17 protein-coding genes are annotated in these 22,042 nt (G+C 67.7%); 9 read left to right on the top strand and 8 right to left on the bottom strand.

The window, feature by feature from the left end; genetic code table 11:
• Nucleotides 1–148: 148 nt before the first annotated feature.
• The gene (locus AC2YHA_RS05995) at nt 149–673 is read right to left on the bottom strand and encodes a glycine zipper 2TM domain-containing protein (RefSeq protein ID WP_233786552.1); all 525 of its coding nucleotides are present in this window, start codon (nt 671–673) and stop codon (nt 149–151) included.
• Here AC2YHA_RS05995 and AC2YHA_RS05990 point away from each other — a divergent pair.
• The gene (locus tag AC2YHA_RS05990; RefSeq protein ID WP_487400741.1) at nt 672–1,238 is read left to right on the top strand and encodes a WYL domain-containing protein; all 567 of its coding nucleotides are present in this window, start codon (nt 672–674) and stop codon (nt 1,236–1,238) included. The two genes, AC2YHA_RS05995 and AC2YHA_RS05990, sit on opposite strands and share 2 nt — an antisense overlap.
• Before the next feature lie 173 nt (nt 1,239–1,411).
• Nucleotides 1,412–1,657, top strand: coding sequence for a hypothetical protein (locus AC2YHA_RS05985; RefSeq protein WP_233786446.1), 246 nt, complete (start codon nt 1,412–1,414; stop codon nt 1,655–1,657).
• Between the two features lie 279 nt (nt 1,658–1,936).
• Here AC2YHA_RS05985 and AC2YHA_RS05980 read toward each other — a convergent pair whose 3' ends face one another.
• A complete protein-coding gene (locus AC2YHA_RS05980) occupies nt 1,937–4,246 on the bottom strand; it encodes an ATP-dependent helicase (protein ID WP_487400740.1) in 2,310 nt (769 codons plus the stop codon).
• A 245-nt stretch (nt 4,247–4,491) separates the two neighbouring features.
• Between AC2YHA_RS05980 and AC2YHA_RS05975 the strand changes: the two genes are divergently transcribed.
• Nucleotides 4,492–6,141: an inorganic phosphate transporter gene (locus AC2YHA_RS05975; protein ID WP_487400739.1), complete on the top strand. Its 1,650-nt coding sequence runs from the start codon at nt 4,492–4,494 to the stop codon at nt 6,139–6,141.
• On the opposite strand, the gene AC2YHA_RS05970 is transcribed toward AC2YHA_RS05975, so the two are convergent.
• Nucleotides 6,099–6,308: a hypothetical protein gene (locus tag AC2YHA_RS05970; protein WP_487400738.1), complete on the bottom strand. Its 210-nt coding sequence runs from the start codon at nt 6,306–6,308 to the stop codon at nt 6,099–6,101. The two genes, AC2YHA_RS05975 and AC2YHA_RS05970, sit on opposite strands and share 43 nt — an antisense overlap.
• Before the next feature lie 104 nt (nt 6,309–6,412).
• Here AC2YHA_RS05970 and AC2YHA_RS05965 point away from each other — a divergent pair, with 104 nt between their 5' ends.
• Entirely contained in the window at nt 6,413–7,702 is a 1,290-nt protein-coding gene (locus AC2YHA_RS05965; protein WP_233786452.1) for an MFS transporter, read from the top strand.
• A gap of 178 nt (nt 7,703–7,880) precedes the next feature.
• Here the strand turns inward: AC2YHA_RS05965 and rsmD are convergent, their stop codons facing one another.
• Together rsmD and AC2YHA_RS05955 are read right to left on the bottom strand one after the other, a co-directional pair.
• On the bottom strand, nt 7,881–8,426 hold the full coding sequence (gene rsmD / locus AC2YHA_RS05960; protein WP_487400737.1) for a 16S rRNA (guanine(966)-N(2))-methyltransferase RsmD: 546 nt from the start codon (nt 8,424–8,426) through the stop codon (nt 7,881–7,883).
• Entirely contained in the window at nt 8,423–9,487 is a 1,065-nt protein-coding gene (locus AC2YHA_RS05955) for a pseudouridine synthase (protein WP_487400736.1), read from the bottom strand. The genes rsmD and AC2YHA_RS05955 overlap by 4 nt, the downstream gene beginning before the upstream one ends.
• A gap of 89 nt (nt 9,488–9,576) precedes the next feature.
• On the opposite strand from AC2YHA_RS05955, the gene AC2YHA_RS05950 reads away from it, so the two are divergent.
• The 3 genes from AC2YHA_RS05950 to dgcA all read left to right on the top strand — a co-directional run bounded on the left by AC2YHA_RS05950 (nt 9,577) and on the right by dgcA (nt 12,320).
• Complete coding sequence (locus AC2YHA_RS05950) at nt 9,577–10,008, top strand: response regulator (RefSeq protein ID WP_487400735.1); 432 nt, start codon at nt 9,577–9,579, stop codon at nt 10,006–10,008.
• Between the two features lie 327 nt (nt 10,009–10,335).
• Entirely contained in the window at nt 10,336–11,373 is a 1,038-nt protein-coding gene (gene dgcN / locus AC2YHA_RS05945; RefSeq protein WP_487400734.1) for an N-acetyltransferase DgcN, read from the top strand.
• A complete protein-coding gene (gene dgcA / locus AC2YHA_RS05940) occupies nt 11,331–12,320 on the top strand; it encodes an N-acetyl-D-Glu racemase DgcA (protein ID WP_487400733.1) in 990 nt (329 codons plus the stop codon). Before dgcN ends, dgcA begins: the two co-directional genes overlap by 43 nt.
• Nucleotides 12,321–12,327: 7 nt before the next feature.
• Here the strand turns inward: dgcA and AC2YHA_RS05935 are convergent, their stop codons facing one another.
• On the bottom strand, nt 12,328–13,212 hold the full coding sequence (locus AC2YHA_RS05935; RefSeq protein ID WP_233786458.1) for a LysR family transcriptional regulator: 885 nt from the start codon (nt 13,210–13,212) through the stop codon (nt 12,328–12,330).
• A 108-nt stretch (nt 13,213–13,320) separates the two neighbouring features.
• Nucleotides 13,321–16,344, bottom strand: a complete 3,024-nt coding sequence (locus tag AC2YHA_RS05930; RefSeq protein WP_487400732.1) for a TonB-dependent receptor plug domain-containing protein — start codon at nt 16,342–16,344, stop codon at nt 13,321–13,323.
• A gap of 475 nt (nt 16,345–16,819) precedes the next feature.
• On the opposite strand from AC2YHA_RS05930, the gene AC2YHA_RS05925 reads away from it, so the two are divergent.
• Together AC2YHA_RS05925 and AC2YHA_RS05920 are read left to right on the top strand one after the other, a co-directional pair.
• Entirely contained in the window at nt 16,820–19,216 is a 2,397-nt protein-coding gene (locus AC2YHA_RS05925; RefSeq protein WP_487400731.1) for a penicillin acylase family protein, read from the top strand.
• A 24-nt stretch (nt 19,217–19,240) separates the two neighbouring features.
• Nucleotides 19,241–20,779 (top strand): N-acyl-D-amino-acid deacylase family protein, encoded by a 1,539-nt coding sequence (locus tag AC2YHA_RS05920; protein WP_487400730.1) that lies wholly within the window; start codon nt 19,241–19,243, stop codon nt 20,777–20,779.
• On the opposite strand, the gene AC2YHA_RS05915 is transcribed toward AC2YHA_RS05920, so the two are convergent.
• Nucleotides 20,780–21,943, bottom strand: a complete 1,164-nt coding sequence (locus AC2YHA_RS05915) for a serine hydrolase domain-containing protein (RefSeq protein ID WP_487400729.1) — start codon at nt 21,941–21,943, stop codon at nt 20,780–20,782.
• Nucleotides 21,944–22,042 lie beyond the last annotated feature (99 nt).

Below are 22,042 nucleotides of genomic sequence, written 5' to 3'. Positions count from 1 at the left end.
CATTCAATCCTCCCCGCCAGGGGGAGGTGTCAGTCCCCGCGAAGGCGGGGACTGACGGAGGGGGAGGACAGCGACAAACTATCGGTCCCCCTCCGTCACGCTTCGCGTGCCACCTCCCCCGCCAGGGGGAGGATTGAAAGGAGGCGAATCAGCGGCAGCGGACCTGGCTCTGCTGCTGGTCGATCGAGCGGCCGGCGAGCGCGCCGATCGCGCCGCCGAGCAGCGTGCCGACGGTGCGCGAATGGCCGCCGTCGATGACGTTGCCGAGGATGCCGCCGGCCGCGCCGCCGACGATCAAGCCGGTCGTGCCGTCGGAGCGCTTGCAGTAATAGCGGCCGTCCTCGCCGGCGTAGACGCGGTCCTCGGGACGCAGCACGCGTTCCTCGGTGCCGGGGCGATAGTAGCGGGCGGGATCATAGCCGCCTTCGTCGCGGTCGTCGGCATAGGGATCGGGTGCGCGGCGATAGCCGTCGCTCGGAGGCGGGTAGCCGCCGTCGCGCTGACGCGCGGCGACATAGCGGTCCACCGCATCGCGATAGGCCTGATATTCGCGGTCGAACCGCTCCTGCGCCTGATCGAAGCGCTGTTGCTCGGCGGCGGTCTGCGCGGCGGCTGGAGTGGCGAGAGCCGTGCCCGCGGCGGCAGTGGCGGCGAGCAGGGCGGCGTGGATCATGCGCATGGGTCTCATATCCTCTTCGGTGCCCGGACGTCCGGGTACGGCGGTGAGGATAATAGCCGAAACCAAGATGATTGCTGAACGATCTTGGCGGCAAGCACGATGCAGTCGGCGGCTGTCGCGGCGATTGGGCGGCTCGGCGATCGAGGAAATAATCGTACAAACTATTGCTGCAACGCAGCATAGCGGTTACATATTGGCTATGTACCTGACCGACGCCTCTCCTGCTGCGACCGCGCCCGTCAATCCGACTGCGCCGATCCTGGAAGCGATCGTCCGCCAGCGCTGCCTGGCGGCGACCTATAATCGTGCGGACATCGTCGTCGCGCCGCACGTTCTCTATACGCGGCACGGCGAGCTCTATGTCGATGCGGTGACCATCTCCCGCAACATGGTGATGGTGCGTGAGCCCAAGCTCGCCACGTTCAAGCTGACCGGCCTGGGCGGACTGCGGGTGACGGAGCGGCCGTTCGAGCTCAGCGGCTTGTTCGATTCCGAGCTGGAGAAATATGCCGGCGTGACCTTGATGAAGGTGGAACCGATCGCGCAATCGGCGAGTTGACGATCGCCAAGGTGCTTGTCGGAGGGAGCCGCCGACATGCTTGTGGTCAGGTCCTGTTCGGGTTATGTCTGAATTGTAGCGTGCAAATATCTGTTTCCGGATGGGACCGCCGGGTAACCAAGGCAGTGGAGCGCGTTACACATTGCTGAGGTTCAACTGTCGAAGGGGTCTTTATGCGTATTAGACTTTTGACTTCTGCAGCGATTGCGCTGTCCCTCGTTGCCACGCCCGTGCTTGCCAATCCGGCGGCGCGTCTGTCGGTTGCCAATTCGCCGCAGGTGCGTGCGTCGTCGAACGTCGACGGCAAGAGCCGTCTCACTGGCAGCGCCTGGATCGGTGTGGTCGCCGCGCTCGCGGTCGGTGCCGGCGCGGTTGTGCTTGCACTCACCACCGACGACGACGATTCCGACAGCAACTGATCGGTTAGTGTCGTAGAATTCGGGGGCCGTCGGTTTCCGGCGGCCCCTTTTCTATGGTCTGGGGCGGGTCGACATTTGGGCTGAGGTCTTCCTTAGTCCGGTTCCCAGCCGTCACCCCGGACTTGTTCCGGGGTCCACAGGGCCTCGCAGGCGGCGCTCAAACCTTTGTCCGGTCCTTGCCTCCCGGTGGACCCCGGAACAAGTCCGGGGTGACGGTGAAGACGGTTGAGATGTCAATCACCCCAGATCGAGCAGGCGGTTCGCGGTGAGCGCTCGTCGTCAGTCCACCGTCACGAAGCTGTCCATCACCCGCTTCCGCCCGGCCATCTCGAAATCGATCTCGAGCTTGTTGCCCTCGATCTCGGCGATGGTGCCGTAGCCGAACTTCTGGTGGAACACGCGCTGGCCCAATGAGAGGTCGTCGCGCCCCTTGTTGCCGAGGCTGACCGCGCTCGATGTAGCCTCGCGGACGCGGACCGGCTCGCGGGTGAAGGTGCGGCTGGTCCAGTCGCCGCCGGGCTTGGCGCCGAGCGTGCCGGCAGCGCGCTGCCAGCCGGGGCCGCGGCCAGTGCCCCGGCCCACGTCGGCAAAGGGATCGCCGCGCTCGGACCATTGTGCCCGCCACAGGCTCTCGCCGCCGGACATGGTGGTCTCCTCGGCGACATGCGCCTTGGGCAGCTCGCCAATGAAGCGGCTCGGGATCGAGCTGGTCCACTGGCCGTAGATGCGGCGGTTGGCGGCGTGGAGGATCACCGCGCGGCGGCGCGCGCGGGTGATCGCGACATAGGCGAGGCGGCGCTCCTCCTCCAGCGACGCGAGCCCGCCCTCGTCGAGCGCGCGCTGCGAGGGGAACAGCCCTTCCTCCCAGCCGGCGAGGAAGACGGTGTCGAACTCCAGACCCTTGGCGGCGTGGATGGTCATGATCGTGACCTTCGCCCCCTCATCGGCGGCGTCGTTGTCCATCACCAGGCTGACGTGCTCTAGGAAGGCGCCGAGGCTCTCATACTCCTCCATCGCGCGGATGAGCTCGTTGAGGTTCTCCAGGCGGCCGGCGGCCTCGGCCGAGCGGTCGGCCTGCCACATCGCGGTGTAACCGCTCTCGTCGAGGATCTGGCGGGCGAGTTCGGGGTGGGGGAGCTGCTCCACCTTCTCGCGCCAGCGGGCGAAATCGGCGACCAGGTTGCCGAGCGACTTGCGGGCGGCGCCCGTCATCTCGTCGGTGTCCAGGATGCGCGCGGCGGCGATGGAGAGCGGAACGCGTTCGGCGCGGGCGAGCTGGTGGAGGCGCGCGACCGCTTTGTCGCCTAGGCCGCGTTTCGGCACGTTGACGATGCGCTCGAAGGCGAGGTCGTCCGCCGGCTGGGCGACGACGCGGAGGTAGGCGAGCGCGTCGCGGATCTCGGCGCGCTCGTAGAAGCGGAAGCCGCCGACGATGCGGTAGCCCATGCCGATCGCGATGAAGCGGTCCTCGAACTCGCGGGTCTGGTGCTGGGCACGGACCAGGATGGCGATGTCGTTGAGCGAGGTGCCGGCGCGTGCCGCCGCCTCGATCTCGTCGCCGACGCGGCGGGCCTCCTCGGGGCCGTCCCACACGCCGATCACGCGGACCTGCTCGCCTTCGCTCGCCTCGGTCCACAGCGTCTTGCCGAGGCGGCCGCCGTTGTTGGCGATCACTCCGCTCGCCGCGGCGAGGATGTGCGGGGTCGAGCGGTAGTTCTGCTCGAGCCGGATCACCTTGGCGCCTGGGAAGTCGCGCTCGAACTTCAGGATGTTCTCGACCTGCGCGCCGCGCCACGAATAGATCGACTGGTCGTCGTCGCCGACGCAGCAGATGTTCTTGCGCTCCTGCGCGAGCAGGCGGAGCCAGAGATACTGGCTGGAATTGGTGTCCTGATACTCGTCGACCATGATGTAGCGGAAGCGCTGCTGGTAATGGGTCAGCACCTCGCGGTCGGTCTTGAGGATCGTCAGCATGTGGAGCAGCAGGTCGCCGAAGTCGCAGGCATTGAGGGCGCGCAGCCGCTCCTGATAGGCGGCGTACATCTGGGCGCCCTTGCCGTTGGCGTAGAGCTCGGATTCGCCGGCGTCGACGTCCTTCGGCAGCAGCCCTTTGTTCTTCCAGGCGTCGATGTGGCCGGCGAGCGCGCGGGCGGGCCAGCGCTTCTCGTCAATGCCGGCGGCGGTGATCAGCGCCTTGAGCAGGCGGAGCTGGTCGTCGGTATCGAGGATGGTGAAGTTGGATTGCAGGCCGACCAGCTCGGCGTGGCGGCGGAGCATCTTCGCGCCGATCGCGTGGAAGGTGCCGAGCCACGGCATCCCCTCGACCGCGTCGCCGACCAGGTTGCGGACGCGCTCGCGCATCTCACGCGCCGCCTTGTTGGTGAAGGTGACGGCGAGGATCTCGGATGGGTAGGCCTTGCGCGTGTAGAGCAGGTGCGCGAGCCGGGCGGTGAGCGCGGCGGTCTTGCCCGTGCCGGCGCCAGCGAGGACGAGTACGGGGCCGTCGGTGGTCAGCACCGCCTCGCGCTGAGGGGCGTTGAGGCCCTGGAGATAGGGCGGGTCCTGGGGCGAAGGGGCGGAGACGGACATCGGTGAACAGTTAGGGAACGGCGCGCGTGCGGGCAAGCCGAATAGACCCCTCTCCCTCTGGGAGAGGGAGGGGCCCGCTCGGCGCAGCCGAGTGGGAGGGTGAGGGTGACCAACGCCGGCGGTAGTCACCCTCACCCTCCCGCAGCTTCGCTGCTCCTTCCCTCTCCCAAAAGGAGAGGGACAGTGGGGGACAGTGTCACTTGTCATCCTACTGTCACACAAGTCGGCGAATGGCGGGATCGATCATGACCAGCATCGCTCTCGCGCCCGATGAGTCGGGTGAAGTCGCGCCGCCACGGCCGCGGCTCGACAGTCCGTCGCATCCGGCGGCGAAGTGGATCTTCGCCCTCATGCTCGTCGGCGGCTTCGTCTATGCCGGCTGGAGCGTGATGACCGACACCGCGGGCGTCGGCGAGACGCTGGCGATCGGCGTGTTCGCCTTCCTGGCGCTGGCGTTGCTGATCGCGCTCGGATTCGAGTTCGTGAACGGCTTCCACGACACCGCCAACGCGGTCGCGACCGTCATCTACACCAATTCGATGCCGGCGCATCTGGCGGTGGTGTGGTCGGGCTTCTTCAACTTCCTGGGCGTGATGGTGTCGTCGGGCGCGGTCGCCTATTCGATCATCACGCTGCTGCCGGTGGACCTGATCCTCAATGTCGGGTCGAGCTCCGGCTTCGCGATGATCTTCGCGCTGTTGCTGGCGGCGGTGATCTGGAACCTCGCGACCTGGTATGTCGGCCTGCCCAATTCGTCGAGCCACACGCTGATCGGGTCGGTGCTGGGGGTGGGCGTCGCCAACCAGCTGCTCGCGGCCGGATCCAAGGGCGGCACTGCCGGCGTCGACTGGAGCCAGGCGTACAAGGTGCTGACGGGGCTGTGGATGGCGCCGCTGATCGGCTTCGGCGCGGCGCTGCTCCTCCTGCTGGTGATGCGCGCGGTGCTGCGCAACCCGAGGCTCTACAAGGCGCCGATGCCCAACACGCCGCCGCCGAAGGGCATCCGCGGGCTGCTGATCTTCACCTGCACCGCGGTCAGCTTCGCGCATGGATCGAACGACGGGCAGAAGGGCATGGGGCTGATCATGCTGATCCTGATCGGCTGTGCGCCCACCGCCTATGCGCTCAACCGCACGCTGCCGACGAGCGCGACGCCGGCCTTCGTCGAGACGGCGAACCGCGCCGCCGCCGTGTTCGATGCCAGAGCGAACGGGGTACGTGTGCCGGTCGAGCAGGCGCGGGCGGTGATGACCCATGCGCTGCAGCAGCGGAAGGTCGATTCGCCGGAGGCTTTCGCCGCGCTGGCGGCGACGACGCGCGACATCGCCGAGCGGGTCCAGGGCTATGGCTCGATCCGCGCGGTGCCGGCGAGCGCGACGCCGAACCTTCGGAACGACATGTACCTGGTGCTCGACACCAGCAAGCTCGCGACCAAGAGCGGCGACGCGGCCGGCTTCGGCGGCGAGCCACAGCTCAAGGCGGTCAAGGACTATCAGACGTCGCTGGAGAACGGCACGCGCTTCATCCCGCTGTGGGTGAAGATCACGGTGGCGATCGCGCTCGGGCTGGGCACCATGGTCGGCTGGAAGCGGATCGTCGTCACCGTCGGCGAGAAGATCGGCAAGCAGCACATGACCTATGGCATGGGCGCGGCGGCGGAGATGGTCGCGGCAGGCACGATCCTGGCCGCCGATCGGTTCGGGCTGCCGGTGTCGACCACGCACATCCTCTCCTCGGGCGTGGCGGGTGCGTCGGTGGCGAGCGGCGCGGGGCTGCAGGCGCGGACGATCCGCAACCTGGCGCTGGCCTGGCTGCTCACCCTGCCGGCGGCGATGGCGCTGTCGGGCTTCCTCTACTGGCTGATGCTGAGCATCGCCCGGGCGACCGGCGCCTGATCCCAGTCGATCGGGCAATCGGCGAAGAGGGCGCGGAAGTCCTTCTTCGCCGCCTTCTCGTTCCTGGCGACGCGATGCTCGAGGCTGCGCGCCGGATTGGCATAGGCAAGCGCGCCCGCGACGAGCGCCGCCGCGGTGGCGAGCAGGATGCGGTTGCGATCGCGCATGTCGTCCTCCCTTTGCGGCGCCGGGACTTGGTGACGCATCGCGCCTGACCGGCGAATGAACGGACGCCTTGACGGCCCGCCCGGATGCGACGAACGGTGCAGCCATGAGTCTGCGGGGGATGGGTGCGCACCGGCGCGTGTTGCTGGCGAGCCTGGTCGGCACGTCGGTCGAGTTCTACGACTTCTACATCTACGCCACCGCGGCGGCGCTGGTGTTCGGGCCGCTGTTCTTCCCGGCCGGCGATCCCTCGATCCAGCTCCTCTCGTCCTATGCGAGCCTGGCGGTCGCCTTCCTCGCGCGGCCGGTGGGGGCGTGGGCGTTCGGCCACTACGGCGACCGCATCGGGCGCAAGTCGACCTTGGTCGCCAGCCTGATGCTGATGGGCGGGTCGACGCTGGCGATCGCGTTCCTGCCGACCTATCAGACCGCGGGATGGCTGGCGCCGGTGCTGCTGTGCGTCCTGCGGTTCGGCCAGGGCTTCGGGCTCGGTGGCGAGTGGGGCGGGGCGGCACTGCTCGCGGTCGAATATGCGCCGCCGGGCTGGCGCGGGCGCTACGGCATGGTGCCGCAGATCGGGGCGCCGATCGGCTTCATCGCCGCCAACGGGCTGTTCCTGCTGCTGGGGCTGTGGATGACGCCCGAGGACTTCATGGCCTGGGGCTGGCGCGTGCCGTTCCTGCTCTCGGTGGTGCTGGTGGGACTCGGCCTGTGGGTGCGGCTCAAGATCGCCGAGACGCCGGCCTTCGCCAAGGTGCTCGAGCAGGGGCCGCCCCCTGCCGTGCCGATCGGCGAGCTGCTGCGCGACCATTGGGGCAAGGCGGTCGGCGGGACGCTTGGCGCGGTCGCCTGCTTCGCCGTCTATTATCTCGCGACCGCCTTCGCGCTCGGATACGCGACCACCACGCTGCACATCGACCGGCAGGTGTTCCTGGGACTGCAGCTCGGCGCTATCCTGTTCATGGGCGTCGGTATCGTGCTGTCGGGGATCTGGGCGGATCGTACCAGCCCCAACAATGTGCTGACCTGGGGCTGCGTCGGTGCGGTGGTCGCGGGATTGCTGCTCGCGCCGGGACTGGGATCGGGGTCGCTGGGGCTGATCTTCGCCGCGCTCGCCTTTTCGCTGTTCGTGATGGGGTTCGTCTATGGCCCGCTGGGCGCATGGCTGCCGAGCCTCTATCCGGCGCGGGTGCGCTACACAGGGGTGAGTCTGGCCTTCAACCTGGCCGGCATCATCGGCGGCGGGCTGACGCCGGTGGTGGCGCAGGCCCTGGCCGAGCATGGCGGATTGACGCTGGTGGGGCTGTATCTGGCGGCGGCGTCGCTGCTGAGCCTCGGGGCATTGCTGGTGCTGCGCACGCGGCGCGATGCGGAAGCGGTGGTGCTGGAGATCTGAGGGGGCGCTGCGCGGGACGGACGATCAGCGATCCTTTGCGGCAGTGTTCGCGATCGGGTCGCCGTGCATGAAGATGCCATTGCACATAGCCAGCGTAAGCAACGCCAGCATGACAGCCAAACCGGCGATACAGCCTGTACCTGGAAGCGGGCGCTTCACAATGCAGGCCTGCGACCGGTCATACTTCTTCCGCCTTCAACAACGTCAGCTTCGCCTTGCCATGCACCCGCTCGGCATCGATCGTGAACCCGGCGACGGAGACCGTCTCCTCGCGTGCCGTCTCGATGCTGATCCAAGTGGCGGGGCCGGTCCAGCCGAGGCGGGCGAGCTTGTCGAGCGCGACGTTGCCGGCGCCGCTCGCATAGGGCGGGTCCATCAGGATCAGGTCGAGCGGCGCAGGGGCGGGGCCGAGCGACAGGACCGAGGTGGTGCGGACGTCGGCCCCCTTGGCGCCGAGCTTTGCGATGTTGGCCTTGAGCGTGTCGAGCGCGTTGCGGTCCTGTTCCACGAACAGGCAGGTCGCGGCGCCGCGCGACAGTGCTTCCAATCCGAGTGCCCCCGAGCCGGCGAACAGGTCGGCGACCGCGAGCCCGTCGAAGCTGCCGAGGCGGCTCGCCAGCATCGAGAACAGCGCTTCGCGCGTGCGGTCGGCGGTGGGGCGGGTGGCGTCGCCCGGGGGCGCCGCCAGCGGGCGGCCGCGCCACTGGCCGGCGATGATCCTCATTTGCGGCGCGGTCCGGGTTTGGGCCCGGACTTGGGCTTGGGCTTGGCCCAGCCGGCCTTGCGCTTGGGCGGGCGAGGGGAGCGCGTGGGGTGTTCGACCTGCGCGTCCCTGACTTCGTCATTCCCGCGCGGGCGGGACTCCGTTTTGGCTGGCTTCGCGGCGCTTCGCGGTTTGGGCGAGGGATTACGGTCGGGAGTTGGGCGCGGGCGGGGCCTTGCCGTAGGCTTTCGTCCGGCATCCGGCTTGGCGTCGTTTCCGGCCGTCTCAGGAGCGGCCAGCATGATCGGCTCGACAATGACGGCTGCCTGATCCTTGCCCTTGCCCTTCGTCAGCGACTGCCGGAAGGCGACCAGATCGTGCTGACGCACCTCGCCGACCGCACCCGCGGGGAGGTCGCCGAGCACGAATGGCCCATAGCGGGTGCGGATCAGGCGGCCGACCTTGAGCCCCAGATGCTCGAGCACGCGGCGGACCTCGCGGTTCTTGCCCTCCGTCAGCGTCAGCTCGATCCAGACGTTGGCGCCGGTGCGGCGCTCGAGATTGGCATCGATCGCGCCATAGCGGATGCCGTCGATCTCGACACCTTCGATCAGCTCCTCGAGCTGTTCCTGGCTGACCTGGCCGTAGGCGCGGGCGCGGTAGCTGCGCTCGACGCCGGTCGAGGGGAGCTCGAGCTGGCGCTTCAGCTCGCCGTCGGTGGTGAGGAGCAGCAGCCCTTCCGTGTTGAGGTCGAGCCGGCCGACCGGCATCAGGCGCGGCAGGCCCTTGGGCAGCCGGTCATAGATGGTCGGGCGGCCCCGCGGATCACGGGCGGCGGTGAGAAGGCCGACGGGCTTGTGGAACAGGAACAGGCGGGCGGGAGTGGGTTCCTTCACCGGCTGGCCGTCGACGGTGACGCCGCGCAGCGACGGGAGCAGCGTCGCCGGGGTCTCCACGGCCGCGCCGTTCAGGGCGATTCGGCCCTCGCCGATCATCCGTTCGATCTCGCGCCGCGACGCCACGCCCGCGCGGGCGAGTAGCTTGGCGATGCGTTGGGTGTCCTTGCCGGTGGTCCTGGCCATGAGGCGCCTTAGCGCGGAGATACGGCAGAGGACAAAAATTCTTTGCGGCACGCCGTCGGCGGCTACGTTAAGCAGGGCGGGAGGCAGTCATGTTGTTCGCCAGGAAACCGCGCCGGATCACCCGCATCCTGATCGCCGAGGACGAGCCTCTCGTCGCGTTCGATACCGAGCACCACCTGAGGGAGGGAGGTTTCGAGATCGTCGCCACCGTCGATCGGGTGACGGAGGCGGTCGCGCTGATCGATCAGGGCGTGCCGATCGACCTGGTGCTGGCCGACCTTACGCTGGCGGACGGCAGCGGGATCGAGGTGGCGCGGGTGGCGAGCGAGCGCGGCGTGCCGGTGCTGTTCGTGACGGGCGATTGCCCGAGCGCGGCGCGCGCGCTGGCGGCGGGATGTCTGGCCAAGCCCTATGCGCCCCGCGATCTCATCGCGGCGATCGATGCGGTCGAGCGGGTGCTGGAGGGGGCGACGCCCAAGCGCCTGCCGGCGAGTTTCAGCCTGTTCGCCACGCCGGCTTGAGAGCATTGTCGCCGTTAGGACGGATCGGCATTTGAGGACTGACATCTCACCCCTCCTCAGCGTCACCCCGGACTTGTTCCGGGGTCCACCGGGAGGCAAGGACCGGGCAAGAGGCTTGAGCGCGGTATGCGAGGCTCAGTGGACCCCGGAACAAGTCCGGGGTGACGATTGGGAACCGGGCTACGGAAGACCTGCAACCTCAAATGTCGATTGGCCATAAATCCTGCGCGGTCATAACTCACAGTTATGCCTGGGGCCCTGCTCAATATGGGCGCGGCCGTTCATTCCTTCGCATATCGGGGCATAGCTATCGGTGCGGGATGCTTCATGATCGCCAGTCCTTATCTCCTCTATCTCGGACGATCCGATGACGAGGTCGGCATCAAGACGTCGCGGGGGCTGGCCGTCTTCCGGCGTGACGATTGCGTCGGCGAGTTTCGCCACGATGCCTGTCCGCTGACGCTTGGGCTGCCGCGCCTGACCTTCGCCGAGGCGGTGGCTGCAGGCGCGCGGACGCTGGTGCTCGGCATCGCCAACGCAGGCGGGCGAATGGCGCCGGAGCTGGTGCAGGATGCGATCGCCGCGATCGAGGCCGGCCTCGACGTCGCCTCCGGCCTGCATCACCGGCTCCGCGACGAGCCGGCGCTGGTGGAAGCCGCGCACCGCCATGGCCGCACGCTGCACGACGTGCGCGATCCGGCACCGGGCATCCCGGTCGGCAACGGCCTGCCGCGCGCCGGCAGGCGGCTGCTGACGGTGGGCACCGACTGTTCGGTCGGCAAGATGTACGCGACCCTGTGCCTCGAGCGCGGGATGCGCGCGCGCGGGATTGCCGCCGATTTCCGTGCGACCGGTCAGACCGGTATCCTGATCGCGGGCGGCGGGGTGCCGCTCGATGCCGTGGTCGCGGACTTCATCTCGGGCGCGATCGAGCAATTGTCGCCCGCGCGCCATGACGGCGGCTGGGACCTGATCGAGGGGCAGGGGTCGCTGTTCCACCCGTCCTTTGCCGGCGTGTCGACCGGCCTGCTGCACGGCGCGCAGCCGGATGCGCTCGTGATCTGTCATGATCCGTCGCGTGCGCATATGCGCGGCCTGCCGCATTACCGCCTGCCCGACCTTGCCGAGACGCTGGAAGCGAACCTCAGGACCGCGCGGCTAACCAATGCCGATGTTCGCGCCGTCGGCATCGCCCTCAACACCTCGAAGCTCGCGCGCGAGGAGGCCGAGCGGCTATGTGCCGAAACCTCCGACAGGTTCGGCCTGCCCTGTACCGATCCCTTTGCGATGGGGGTCGATTCCATCGTCGATCGGATCATCGAATGCTTCGAACCCTCCGAGCCCGCAGCGACGCTTTCCCGCTAGCGTCGCCGTTCCGCATCTCGCGCGGGGTCAAGACCGTCGCGGAGGTGGTGACGGTCGAGATCGCGGAAGGCGGCCATGTCGGGCGCGGGGAGGGGGTGCCCTATCCGCGCTATGGGGAGAGTGTCGCCGGCGCGCTCGACGAGATCGCTGCGGTGCGCCTCGCGGTGGAGAACGGTGCCGATCGCGGGGAGCTCCAGCGGCTGATGCGGCCGGGGGCCGCGCGCAATGCCGTCGATTGCGCACTGTGGGACCTGGAGGCGAAGCGCTTCGGCACGTCGGTGACGGCACTGCTCGGCCGTCCTCCGATCGGTGCCACCGCGACGGCGGTCACGGTCAGCCTCGATGTCCCGGATGCCATGGCGGCTGCCGCCGCCAGGCTGGCCGATGTGCCGCTGATCAAGGTGAAGGTGGGAAGCGTCGACCCGATCGCCCTGGTCCGCGCGGTGCGCGCGGCGGCGCCGCGTCCGCGGATGATCGTCGATCCCAACGAGAGCTGGACGATGGATCAGGTCGCAGGGCTGCAGGCCGAGCTGGCCGAGCTCAGCGTCGACCTGCTCGAGCAGCCGCTGCCGGCCGGTGCCGACAGCGCACTGGAAGGGTTCGAGCCGCTGGTGCCTTTGGCCGCCGATGAATCGGCGCATGTCGCGGGCGATGTCGGGCTGCTTGCCGGGCGCTATCAGGTGGTGAACATCAAGCTCGACAAGACCGGCGGGCTCACCGGTGCGCTGGCGCTGGCCGACGCGGCGGAGGCGGCGGGGTTGGGGCTGATGACCGGCTCTATGATCTCGAGCTCGCTGTCGATCGCGCCGGCGCTGGTGATCGCCGCGCGGTCGCGGTTCGTCGATCTCGACGGGCCGCTGTGGCTCTCGCAGGATCGGCCGGGCGGCGTGCGTGCCGAGCGAGGGGTGCTAGCGCCGCCGGAGCCGGGTTTCTGGGGCGACGCATAACGCTGGTTTATGGCGTGTCGATCGTCTCGGCCAGCAGGTCGAGGAAGTCGCTCGCCAGGCGCGACAGCGGCCGGCTTTCCAGCGCCATCGCATAGACGTCGAAGGTCAGCGACGGCCGCAGCGGACGGAAGGAGACGCCGTCGCCGACCGCCGCCTGCGCGGTGAAATTGTCGAGCACGGCCATGCCCACGCCTTCGCGGACCAGCGCCGAGGCGATGTAGAAGGTGCGCGCCGACGCAACCTCGGCGAAGTCGAGGCTCAGGCGGGTCAGCTCGCCGCGCAGCAGATCGCCGATCGGGCCGCTCTGCACGAGGCTGATGAAGTCGCGGTCGGCGACGCGCTCCAGCTCGATCCGCGCCGGTGCGTCGGGCAGGTCCGCCTCGCGGTAGAGCAGTCCGAGCTCGCCCTCGCCCAGCCAGCGCGCGTTCGCCGGCAGGCCGCTCGGTACCTGATAGGCGATGACGATGTCGGTCTCGCGCTCGTAGAGCCTGCGGGCGATCTCGTCGTGGTGGACGGTCTGCAGGTCGAAGAACACGCCTGGCGCCCGGCCGAGGAAGCGCGCGACGGTGCGCGGCAGCACCGATAGGGCGAGCGAGGGCAGCGCCGAGATGCGCAGGCTGCCGCCCATGCCGCGCCGCATGTTGCGGCTCGCCTGGCGCAGCGAGGCCACGCGCGACTGGATGTCGGAGACGTCGGCGAACAGCGCATGGGCCTCCTCGGTCGGGATCAGCCCGCCGGCGCTGCGGTGGAAGAGGGGAAAGCCGAGCAGCTGCTCGGCATGGCGCAGCGTCTTGGTCACGGAGGGCTGCGACACGTTGAGCGCGCGCGCCGCGCCGGTGATCGACCCGCTCGTGTAGACCGCGTGGAAGATCTCGATGTGCCGGAGGTTCATAGGACGAGGCTAGCGGAGCGCGGGGCGCCTACCAAGCGGGTGTCGCCGTGTTTCCGCGCTGGCGGAACCGTGCGACACCTGCTTTACGGCCTTTGGGTGAGCGTCTTCTCAGCGCAGCTGGAAACGCACGCCCGCGCGGAAGGTGCGGCCGAGCATGTCCGAATAGGTGCTGTTGGCGGCAAGGCCGGTCTCGGGCACCAGCAGCGGCCAGCGGTTGAACACGTTCGTGACGTTGATGAAGAACTGCGCATCTGATTTGTCGCTGACCGCGATCTTCTGGGTCAGGTTGACGTCGACGTAGAACAGCCCCGAGACGTGGTTGTTGTCATAGGTCTGGAACGGCGATGTGGTGGTCGTGGTTGGACAGCCGGTCGTGCACTCGATGCCGTTGGCGACATATTTGCCCGAGCTGACGCCACGGCCTGTGACCGTCGCCGAGAAGGTCGGCGTCTCATAGATCGCGTTGGCGCGGAAGACCCAGGTCGGCGTGCTATACTGTCCGCCGTTCGCGCCGACCGTGTTCACAGGAATGGTTCCGGCGATGCCGGTATCGGATAGGTTCTCGATGTAGCGCGTCGCGACGCCCCTCAAGGTGAAGCTGTCCGTGCCCAGCGGAATGCGATAGGCTGCCTCGAAGTCGATGCCGCGCACCAGCCTGCGCACGAAGTTGAACGGCTGATTGCGGATCAGCAGATACGGCGCGGTCGGCGTGGAGCGGATCGGATCCTCGGTGATCGCAGCGCAATATTCCTCCACGCCGTCGGCACAGCGATTGACGATCTCCTGGGCGGTGATCGTGTCGATCGCGTCCGAAAGATTGATGCGGAAATAGTCGACCGATGCCGTGAAGCCCGGCAGGAAGCGCGGCGACAGCACCGCGCCGACGTTCCACGAATTGGCGACTTCCGGCTTGAGGTTCGGATTGCCGGTGGTGAGGCCCGAATAGCCGAAGGTCTGCGGACCATTCGCGCCATCCGAGGTATATTTGGGATTGCGCACCGAGTCGCTGTTGGCGGTGCCGGCTTGATAGAGCTCGTTGAGATTGGGTGCGCGGATGTCTCGCGAACGTGTCACGCGGAAGCGGATGTCCTCGATCGGTGCCCAGGTCGCGCCCAGCTTCCAGGTGGTGACATAGCCGGAGTTCGAATAGTCGGTGGCGCGGACAGCGCCGTTGAACTCGAGGCCGAGGCCGAGCGGGATCACCGTCTCGAGATAGGCTTCCTTGACGCTATACTCCCCGGTGAAGGGCAGATAGTTGCCCACCGACCATCGGTTGGTCGTGCCGGTGGTCGTCACGATCGGCTGAAATTCCGCCGGCACGCTGCCGCGGATCTTTTCCTTGCGGTACTCGCCGCCGAAGGAGATGCTGACATCGCCCGCCCAGGTGGCGAACGGGGTGATCGCCCAGTTGGTGCCGGCGACGTACTGCTCCATCACCTGGTCGCGATACGGGTCCCCCAGCACATAGTCGATCGCTGCCTGGCTGGCGACGCCCACGCCCATCCGGTTCAGCGGCACGCAGGCCGGGTCGTCGTCGGTGGTGCTGGCGTTCACGTTGATCAAGCACTGGATCGAGCCAACCGCATAGCCGCGCGCATTGCCTGCCGGCGCGAACGCCGCGGCGGTCGCGTTGGTCATGTTGGCCAGGTTCATGATGTCGCGAAGCTGCTCGCGCAGATCGGAACGGCCATATTGGGCGTAGACTTCCCAATGTCCGGGCTTGCCGAACGCGTCGAAATCGCCATCGGCGCCGACGACGTAGCGCTGCACCTTGCGTTCGTTGTCGATCCCCCGGAACGGCAGGTCGGCCGCTGTGGTCGCCAGCGTAATGCCGGTGACATTGGCAAGCCGTGCCGCACCGAGCGACTGCAGCGCGAAGGCGTTGCAGGTCACCGGAACGGGAACGGTCGTGCAGCCAGTGGTGTTGATCGCGATGCCGGTCGAAAGGTTCGGACCCGCGTTGAAGAAGACTTTCTGGCGGTTGTACGATCCCTCGGCGAAGAGCTCGACTCCGTCGACGACCTCGTAGCTCAGCCGGCCGAAGACGCCCCAGCGATCATCTTTCGGCATCAGGCCGATACGGGTGCCGGAATCGTTGACTTGCCACGATCCGCCCTGGGTGACGCTCGGTGCGGAGGACCCGGGTGCCCGCGTGAATGTCGGAAAGGTGAACGTGCCATAGTCGAAGACGTTCACCGCTCCGCCTTGGCCGAAATACAGCCCGCGCAGGGCATTCGCGCTGCCGCCCGCCGAGCCGGTGATGAGGCCGCCCGGCGTCGAGTTGGACGCGCCGACCTGGCGTTTGGTGGTGATGTAGCGCGGCGTCGTGCTGACATTGGCCACCCAGTTGGGATCCTCGACCCGCACATAGCCGGTGTGGTTCCATTCGCGCTCGTTACCGACTTCATAGATGCCGTCCTGATGCGCGATGTTGGCGCTGAGCAGGATATGGCCGCGGCCGCCGGCGAACGATTTGCCGCCCGCGATGCTGCCCGAATAATTGCCGCCGTCGCCATAGGTGGTGATGCCCGAATCGGCCTCGATCTTCAGCCCTTCGAACTTCTTGTTGAGGATGAAGTTCACCACGCCCGAGACCGCGTCCGAGCCATAGGCGGACGAGGCGCCGCCGGTGACGACCTCGACGCGCTCGACCAGCGCCTGCGGGAGCGTATTGATGTCGACCCAGCCATAGATCGTCGAGCCGACCGAGCGGCGGCCGTCGAGCAGGACCAGCACTCGGCCTTCGCCGAGGTTGCGCATGTTGAGCGCGTTGATGCCGGCCGATCCGTTCGACAGGTTGAGGCGCGAATTGGCCGGCTTGGTCGAGCCGGCGAGCTGGGGCAGCTGGTTGACGAAATCGGCGATGTTGTTCGTTGGCGAGGTGTTCTGGATGTCTTGCTGGGTCAGCACGATGAGCGGCGTCGGGGCCTGGAACCCGTCGCGTCGGATGCGCGAGCCGGTGACGACGATGTCGCTCCGATCCTCCCCGGGAGGCGTCTGCGCGTCCTGCTGCGCGGCCGGCGCATCCTGCGCCATTGCCGGCGCGGCATGGATGAGGGCGAGGGCGGTCATGGCGATGCCCGTCGCGCCGCGGCGGCCGATCCGCGGATGAATGTGCCCGAGAATAGACATTCGAAGATCCCCTTTGGCTTGGGATCAGGCCGGCGCGGAAGGCGACTTCCGACGTTTGCTGCGCGCTCTTTCCGCGCGACCTGACAACCCCAGCTTCACCGATGTGCCTGCTGAGCGGCACATGCGTCCCACCTGCGTCTTCATCGGGATTATCCGGGCGAGCCGTTGGGGCTTCATCCTCCCGCCATCCCTGTTTTCTTTGGAGAATTACCTCCGCCATACGGGAACATGTCAGTTCCGAGACAGGAGGTTACAGGGTGGGCAAAAGCGGTCAATACGGCCGATATGCTTAGGTTTTGCCTGGGTATAACCTGACGGAATAGTCCAGCCTGAAATCGCAGGACGTCGGCAGGCGCGGCCTCGTCATGGCCGATAGCTCATGGTTATATGCAACCGTTGGCTTGCTATGCGACTGCGTTCGGCGCGGTGCAATAGGCTTCATGTCCGTCGGATTGACATCGTGAGGGGAGGCTTGATGATCCAGCGCCGCGCGTTCCTTCTGGCATCGGCAGCGATATTGACCCTCGAAAGCACCGGCCTCGCGCGGCCAATCGGCAAGGCCAACATCGGCGCTGGACGCAAGCTCCGCATCGCCGGCGCGCGCGCGCCGATCGAGATCCTCGAGGATCGGATGGGCATCCCGCACATCCGCGCCAAGTCCAAGCATGACGCCTTCTTCGGCCAGGGTTACATGGTCGCGCGCGACCGGCTGTTCCAGATCGACTTCGCCTATCGCCGCGAGCTGGGCCGCATGGCGGAGGTGTTCGGGCCCCGTTTCGTCGCCGCGGATCGTGCCGCGCGCCTCTTTCAGTATCACGGCGATATCGATGCCGAGCTTCGCGCATTGCCGGCGGAGGTGCTCGAATGTGCGCGGGGCTATGTCGCCGGCGTCAACGCGCGCATCGCCGAGCTGGAGGCCGATCCCACCCTGCTGCCGCTCGAATATCGCATCCTCGGCATCACTCCGCTGCATTGGGATGTGCGCGATCTCGTCCGCGTCCGCAGCGACGGTATGGGCAACGTCGACGACGAGGTGCGGCGCGCACAGCTCCAGGCGCGCGGCCTGCTCCATCTCGACCAGTTCATGGATCCGCTGCGGCCGGCGTGGCAGTTCACCGTGCCCGAGGGGCTGGATTGTGCCGCGGTCAGCGAAGCCGACCTCGGCGTGCTGCTCGACGCGGCGAGGCCGCTGCCATTTGACGACGGCCAGATCGCCTTCTCCTCCTATGACCGCGAGCTGGACCGGATCGACCTTGCCGGGCAGGGCAGCAACGCCTGGACCGTGGCCGGCACTCGTACCGCGACCGGGCGGCCGATCCTCGCCAATGATCCGCACCTCGGGATCGGCGGCGCGAGTCCGCGCCATATCTCGCATCTGACCGCGCCGGGGCTCGACGTGATCGGCGGAGGGCAGCCGGGCCTGCCGGGCATCATGCAGGGGCACACCGACCGCTTCGCCTTCGGCCGCACCAACTTCCACATCGATCAGACCGATCTGTTCGTCCTGCGGACGCGCGACGACGACCCGCAGCAATATTGGCATGACGGCAGGTGGAAGCGGTTCGAGACGGTCGAGGAGGAGATCGCGGTCAAGGGCGCGCCGCCGCAGCGCGTCGTGCTGCGTTATGCGGAGGGGCGCCCGATCGTGTCGGAGGACCCGACGCGCCACCGCGCGGTCGCCTTCGCCAGCGTATCGTTGCTGCCGGGCGCCAACATGCGGTTCGCGATGATCGCGATCAACCTGGCGCGCGACTGGGCGTCGCTGCGCGAGGCGTTCAAGATCCACGTCTCGCCCACCAACATCCATTACGCCGATGTCGACGGCAACACCGGCTGGCACACGGTCGGGTTCGTGCCCAAGCGGCCGCGGCACGACGGCCTGTTCCCCGCGCCGGGCGACGGCAGCTACGACTGGACGGGCATCCTCAAGGTCGAGGAGATGCCCAACATCTACAACCCGAAGCAGGGCTGGTTCGCCTCCGCCAACGAGATGAACCTGCCGGCGGACTATCCGTACAGAGAGCGCAAGATCAGCTTCAGCTGGAGCGATCCTTTCCGTCACGATCGCGTCGCCGAGGTGCTGAGCGCGCAACCCAAGCACCGGATCGAGGACAGCATCGCGCTGCAACACGACGTGCAGTCGCTGCCGGCCCGCGCGCTGATGAAGCTGCTCCCCGCGAAACCGTCGCCCGCGGCGGCGCCGGCCGCCCAACTGCTGCGGCGCTGGAATTGCGCGATCGAGGCCGACAGCGCCGCCGCGCTGCTCTACGAGCTGGTGATGCCGGAACTGTCGTCCGGCTTCCGCGAGCTGGTCATCCCGCCCGCCGCCCGCGATCTCATCCCCTCGGTGAACCTGTCGGAGATGCTGCGGCTGCTCGCCGCGCCCGACAAGCGCCTGGGCGCCGATCCCGTGGCTGCGCGCGATGCCCTGGTCGACAAGGCGCTGGCGGCGGGATGGGCCAAGGCGGTCGAGCTGCGTGGGCCCGATCCGGCCCAGTGGCGCTGGGGCGACCTCCATCAGGTGGTGATCGCGCATCCGCTCTCGAAGCTGCCGGCGATCGCGGCCGCCTTTCCCAGGATCGATGGCGGCCGATCCGGCGGCGACGGCACCACGGTGATGGCGCGCGGCGTCAATCCGGCGCGCGGCTTCAACGTCACGCATGGTGCGAGCTATCTGCTCGTCGCCGACGTGGGGGCTTGGGACAATTCGCGAGTGCTGCTGTTGCCGGGGCAGTCCGCGGACCCGCGGTCTCCCCATTATCGCGACTTCTATCCGGACTGGCTCGCCGGAAACATGCAGCCCTTGTGGTTCAGCAAGGCGGCAGTCGACGCGAATGCCGTGTCGCGGACCGTATTGGCGCCCGCAGATTGAGTCGGCGGCCAGGTAGGAGAGGGGATGTCTCAGCAGCTGACGCGACGGCAGCTCGTCGGCGGCGCGATCGCGGCCGGAGGGCTGGCTAGCCTGCCGGGTCGCGCAGCCGAACGCGCGACCCTGTTCCGTGAGGTCAGGCTGGTCGACGGGACGGGCGTCCCGCCGCGACTGGCCGACGTGCTCGTCTCGGGGGATCGGATCGTCGGGATCACCTCGCCGACCGCCGGAGAAGCCGGATCGGGTGCGCGGATTGTCGCCGGCGAGGGACGCATCCTCGCACCTGGCTTCATCGACCTGCACAGCCATGGCGATCCGCTGAAGGAATCCTACGAATCCTTCCTTGCGATGGGCGTCACCACGATCACGCTCGGGGTGGACGGCAGCGGCCCTAGGATCGGAAAGGACCTCGACCCCAGGCGCTGGATGCAGGCGGTCGATCGCGCGCCCGTCGACGTGAACGTCGCGCTGCTGGCGGCGCATGGCACGCTGAGGCGCGCGGCCGGGGTGCCGGATTCGGTGCGCCGTCCCGATGACGCGGGGCTCGCGCGCATGGCGAGCCAGCTCGATGCCGAGCTGCGCGCCGGTGCGTTCGGCCTGTCCTATGGCCTGGAATATGTGCCCGGCATCTATTCGGAGACGCCCGAGCTCACCAACCTCGGCCGCGTGGTGAGCCGCTACGGCGGCGTCGTCATGAGCCACATGCGCTCGGAGAACGACGACGAGATCGAGGCCTCGATCGACGAGCTGATCACCTCCTCGCTGCCCGCGCGCCCGCACATCTCGCATCTCAAGGTCGTGTTCGGGAAAGGCGAGCAGCGGGCGCGTGCACTGCTCGATTTCCTCGCCGAGAAGCGCCGACAGGGGATCGACCTCACCGCCGACGAATATCCCTATGAGGCCGGTTATACCGGGATCGAGCTGCTGTTCCCGCAATGGGCGCTGCCGCCGACCGATTATGCCGCGGTCGTCGCCGGGCGGCGGCAGGAGCTGCGCGACTATCTGGAGAAGCGCATGATCCGCCGCGGCGGCCCGGAGGCGCTGCTGTTGGGAACCAAGCCCTATGCGGGCAAGACCGTCGCTCAGGCGGCCGGGGAGGCCGGGCTTCACTTCGCCGACTTCCTGATCAAGCTGGGGCCGGAAGGCGCCTCGGGCGCGCATTTCACCATGGACAAGGCGCTGCAGGACACGCTGCTGCTCGATCCGCATGTCGCGTTCTCGACCGATGGCCGCCCGGGCATGCGCCATCCCCGCGCGACCGGCACCTATGCCAAGCTGATCGAGGAGTATGTCGTGCGGGACAGAAAGCTCTCGATCGAGGAGATGGTGCGCAAGTCGACCGGCTATCCCGCGCAGATCCTGCGCCTTGCCGACCGCGGCGTGATCCGCGCCGGTGCGAGGGCCGATCTCGTCCTCTTCGATCCCGCCAAGGTCCAGGCGCGCTCGACCTATGTTGATCCCTTCGCGATGGCCGAGGGGTTCGACCTGGTGATGGTGAACGGCCGGCCTGCGTTCGAGGGCGGCAAGCGGGTCGGCAGGTCCGGACGGTTGCTCCGCGCCCGCTAGTCACTCGCCTGGCGTGCTCACCGCCTTGCACAGGTTGTCGGTCGCGAGCGCGATGCGCGATTCCGCCGTGTCCCGGTTCGACGCATCGTTCTCGACACCGCGCGTCTCGGTGTTGAAGGCGAGCAGGGTGCCCATGTGCTGATCGGGGCATAGGCTCAGATAGGCGCGGAAGCCGTTCTGGTCGCCATTATGGCCGATGATGCGGATGCCATCGGTCCGGTCGAGGAAGAAGGACAGGCCGCTCCAGGTGGTCTTCGCCATCCGGCCCTGGGTGAAGTCCTCGCCCGCAGCGATCTGCGGCCGCCACATCTCCTCGAGCGAGGATCGCTTGAGAACCAGGTCATAGTCGGCCTGGCGCTTCGGATCGCCGAGCAGGAACGCCACATATTTCGCCATGTCCGGCAAGGGCGCATTGAGCCCGCCGTTCGACACCGTCACGCCGGTATCGACGTCGAACGGCGCCTCGACCCGCTTGCCGTCGCGGATGTGATAGCTGTGCGAGCGGTGCGGCAGGAGATAGGGGGGCGTACGATCGAAATAGCTCGAGTTCATGCCGAGCGGCCTCAGGATGTTCTTGTCGACATAAACCTCGAAATCTTCGCCAGAGAGCCGTTCGATCACCTGGCCGAGATAGACGATGCCGGGATTGGAGTAGCTGAACCGGGTGCCGGGCCGGAACTTCACCTCGGTATAGGGCAACATCGCCGCCAGCTGCGCCCAGCTCGGCGGCTCGAACGGCTGCCAGTCGCGGTCCCGCCACCGCCAGGTCGCGCCGCCGAAGCCGGCGCTGTGGCTCATCAGCTGACGGATCGTGATCGCGCCCGTATCACCGAAGGGGTTATGCACCTGAGCAAGCTCGGGTACGTAGCGGACGATCGGATCATCCAGCTGCAACAATCCGCGATCGCGCAGTTGCATGATCGCGATTCCCGTCATCGGCTTGGTGATGGACGCCCAGTGGAAGATCGTCTGCGCATCCACGGGAATTTTGGAATCCAGGTCCTGCAGGCCGAGAGGGTCGGCGACGACGACACGACCGTCGCGCACGAGATAGAAGCTGCTTCCGACGATGCCCGCGCGCCGCATTTCGTCGCGGTGCAAGGCGCGGAAGTCGGCCAGCGCCTTTTCGAAGGCGCGCTCGCCGGCCGCGGCCGGAGTGCTCATCGGCGCCAAGACGAGCAAGAGCCAAGCGGCGAGCCGAGCGGACATGGTTTCCCTATTCTCCCATGGAACCTTCACCGATCATGCTGAGACTTTTCGAAG

The sequence above is a fragment of the Sphingomonas sp. SRI_018 genome (genome assembly GCF_057586275.1).
This window is presented reverse-complemented; position numbering and strand designations above follow the sequence as displayed.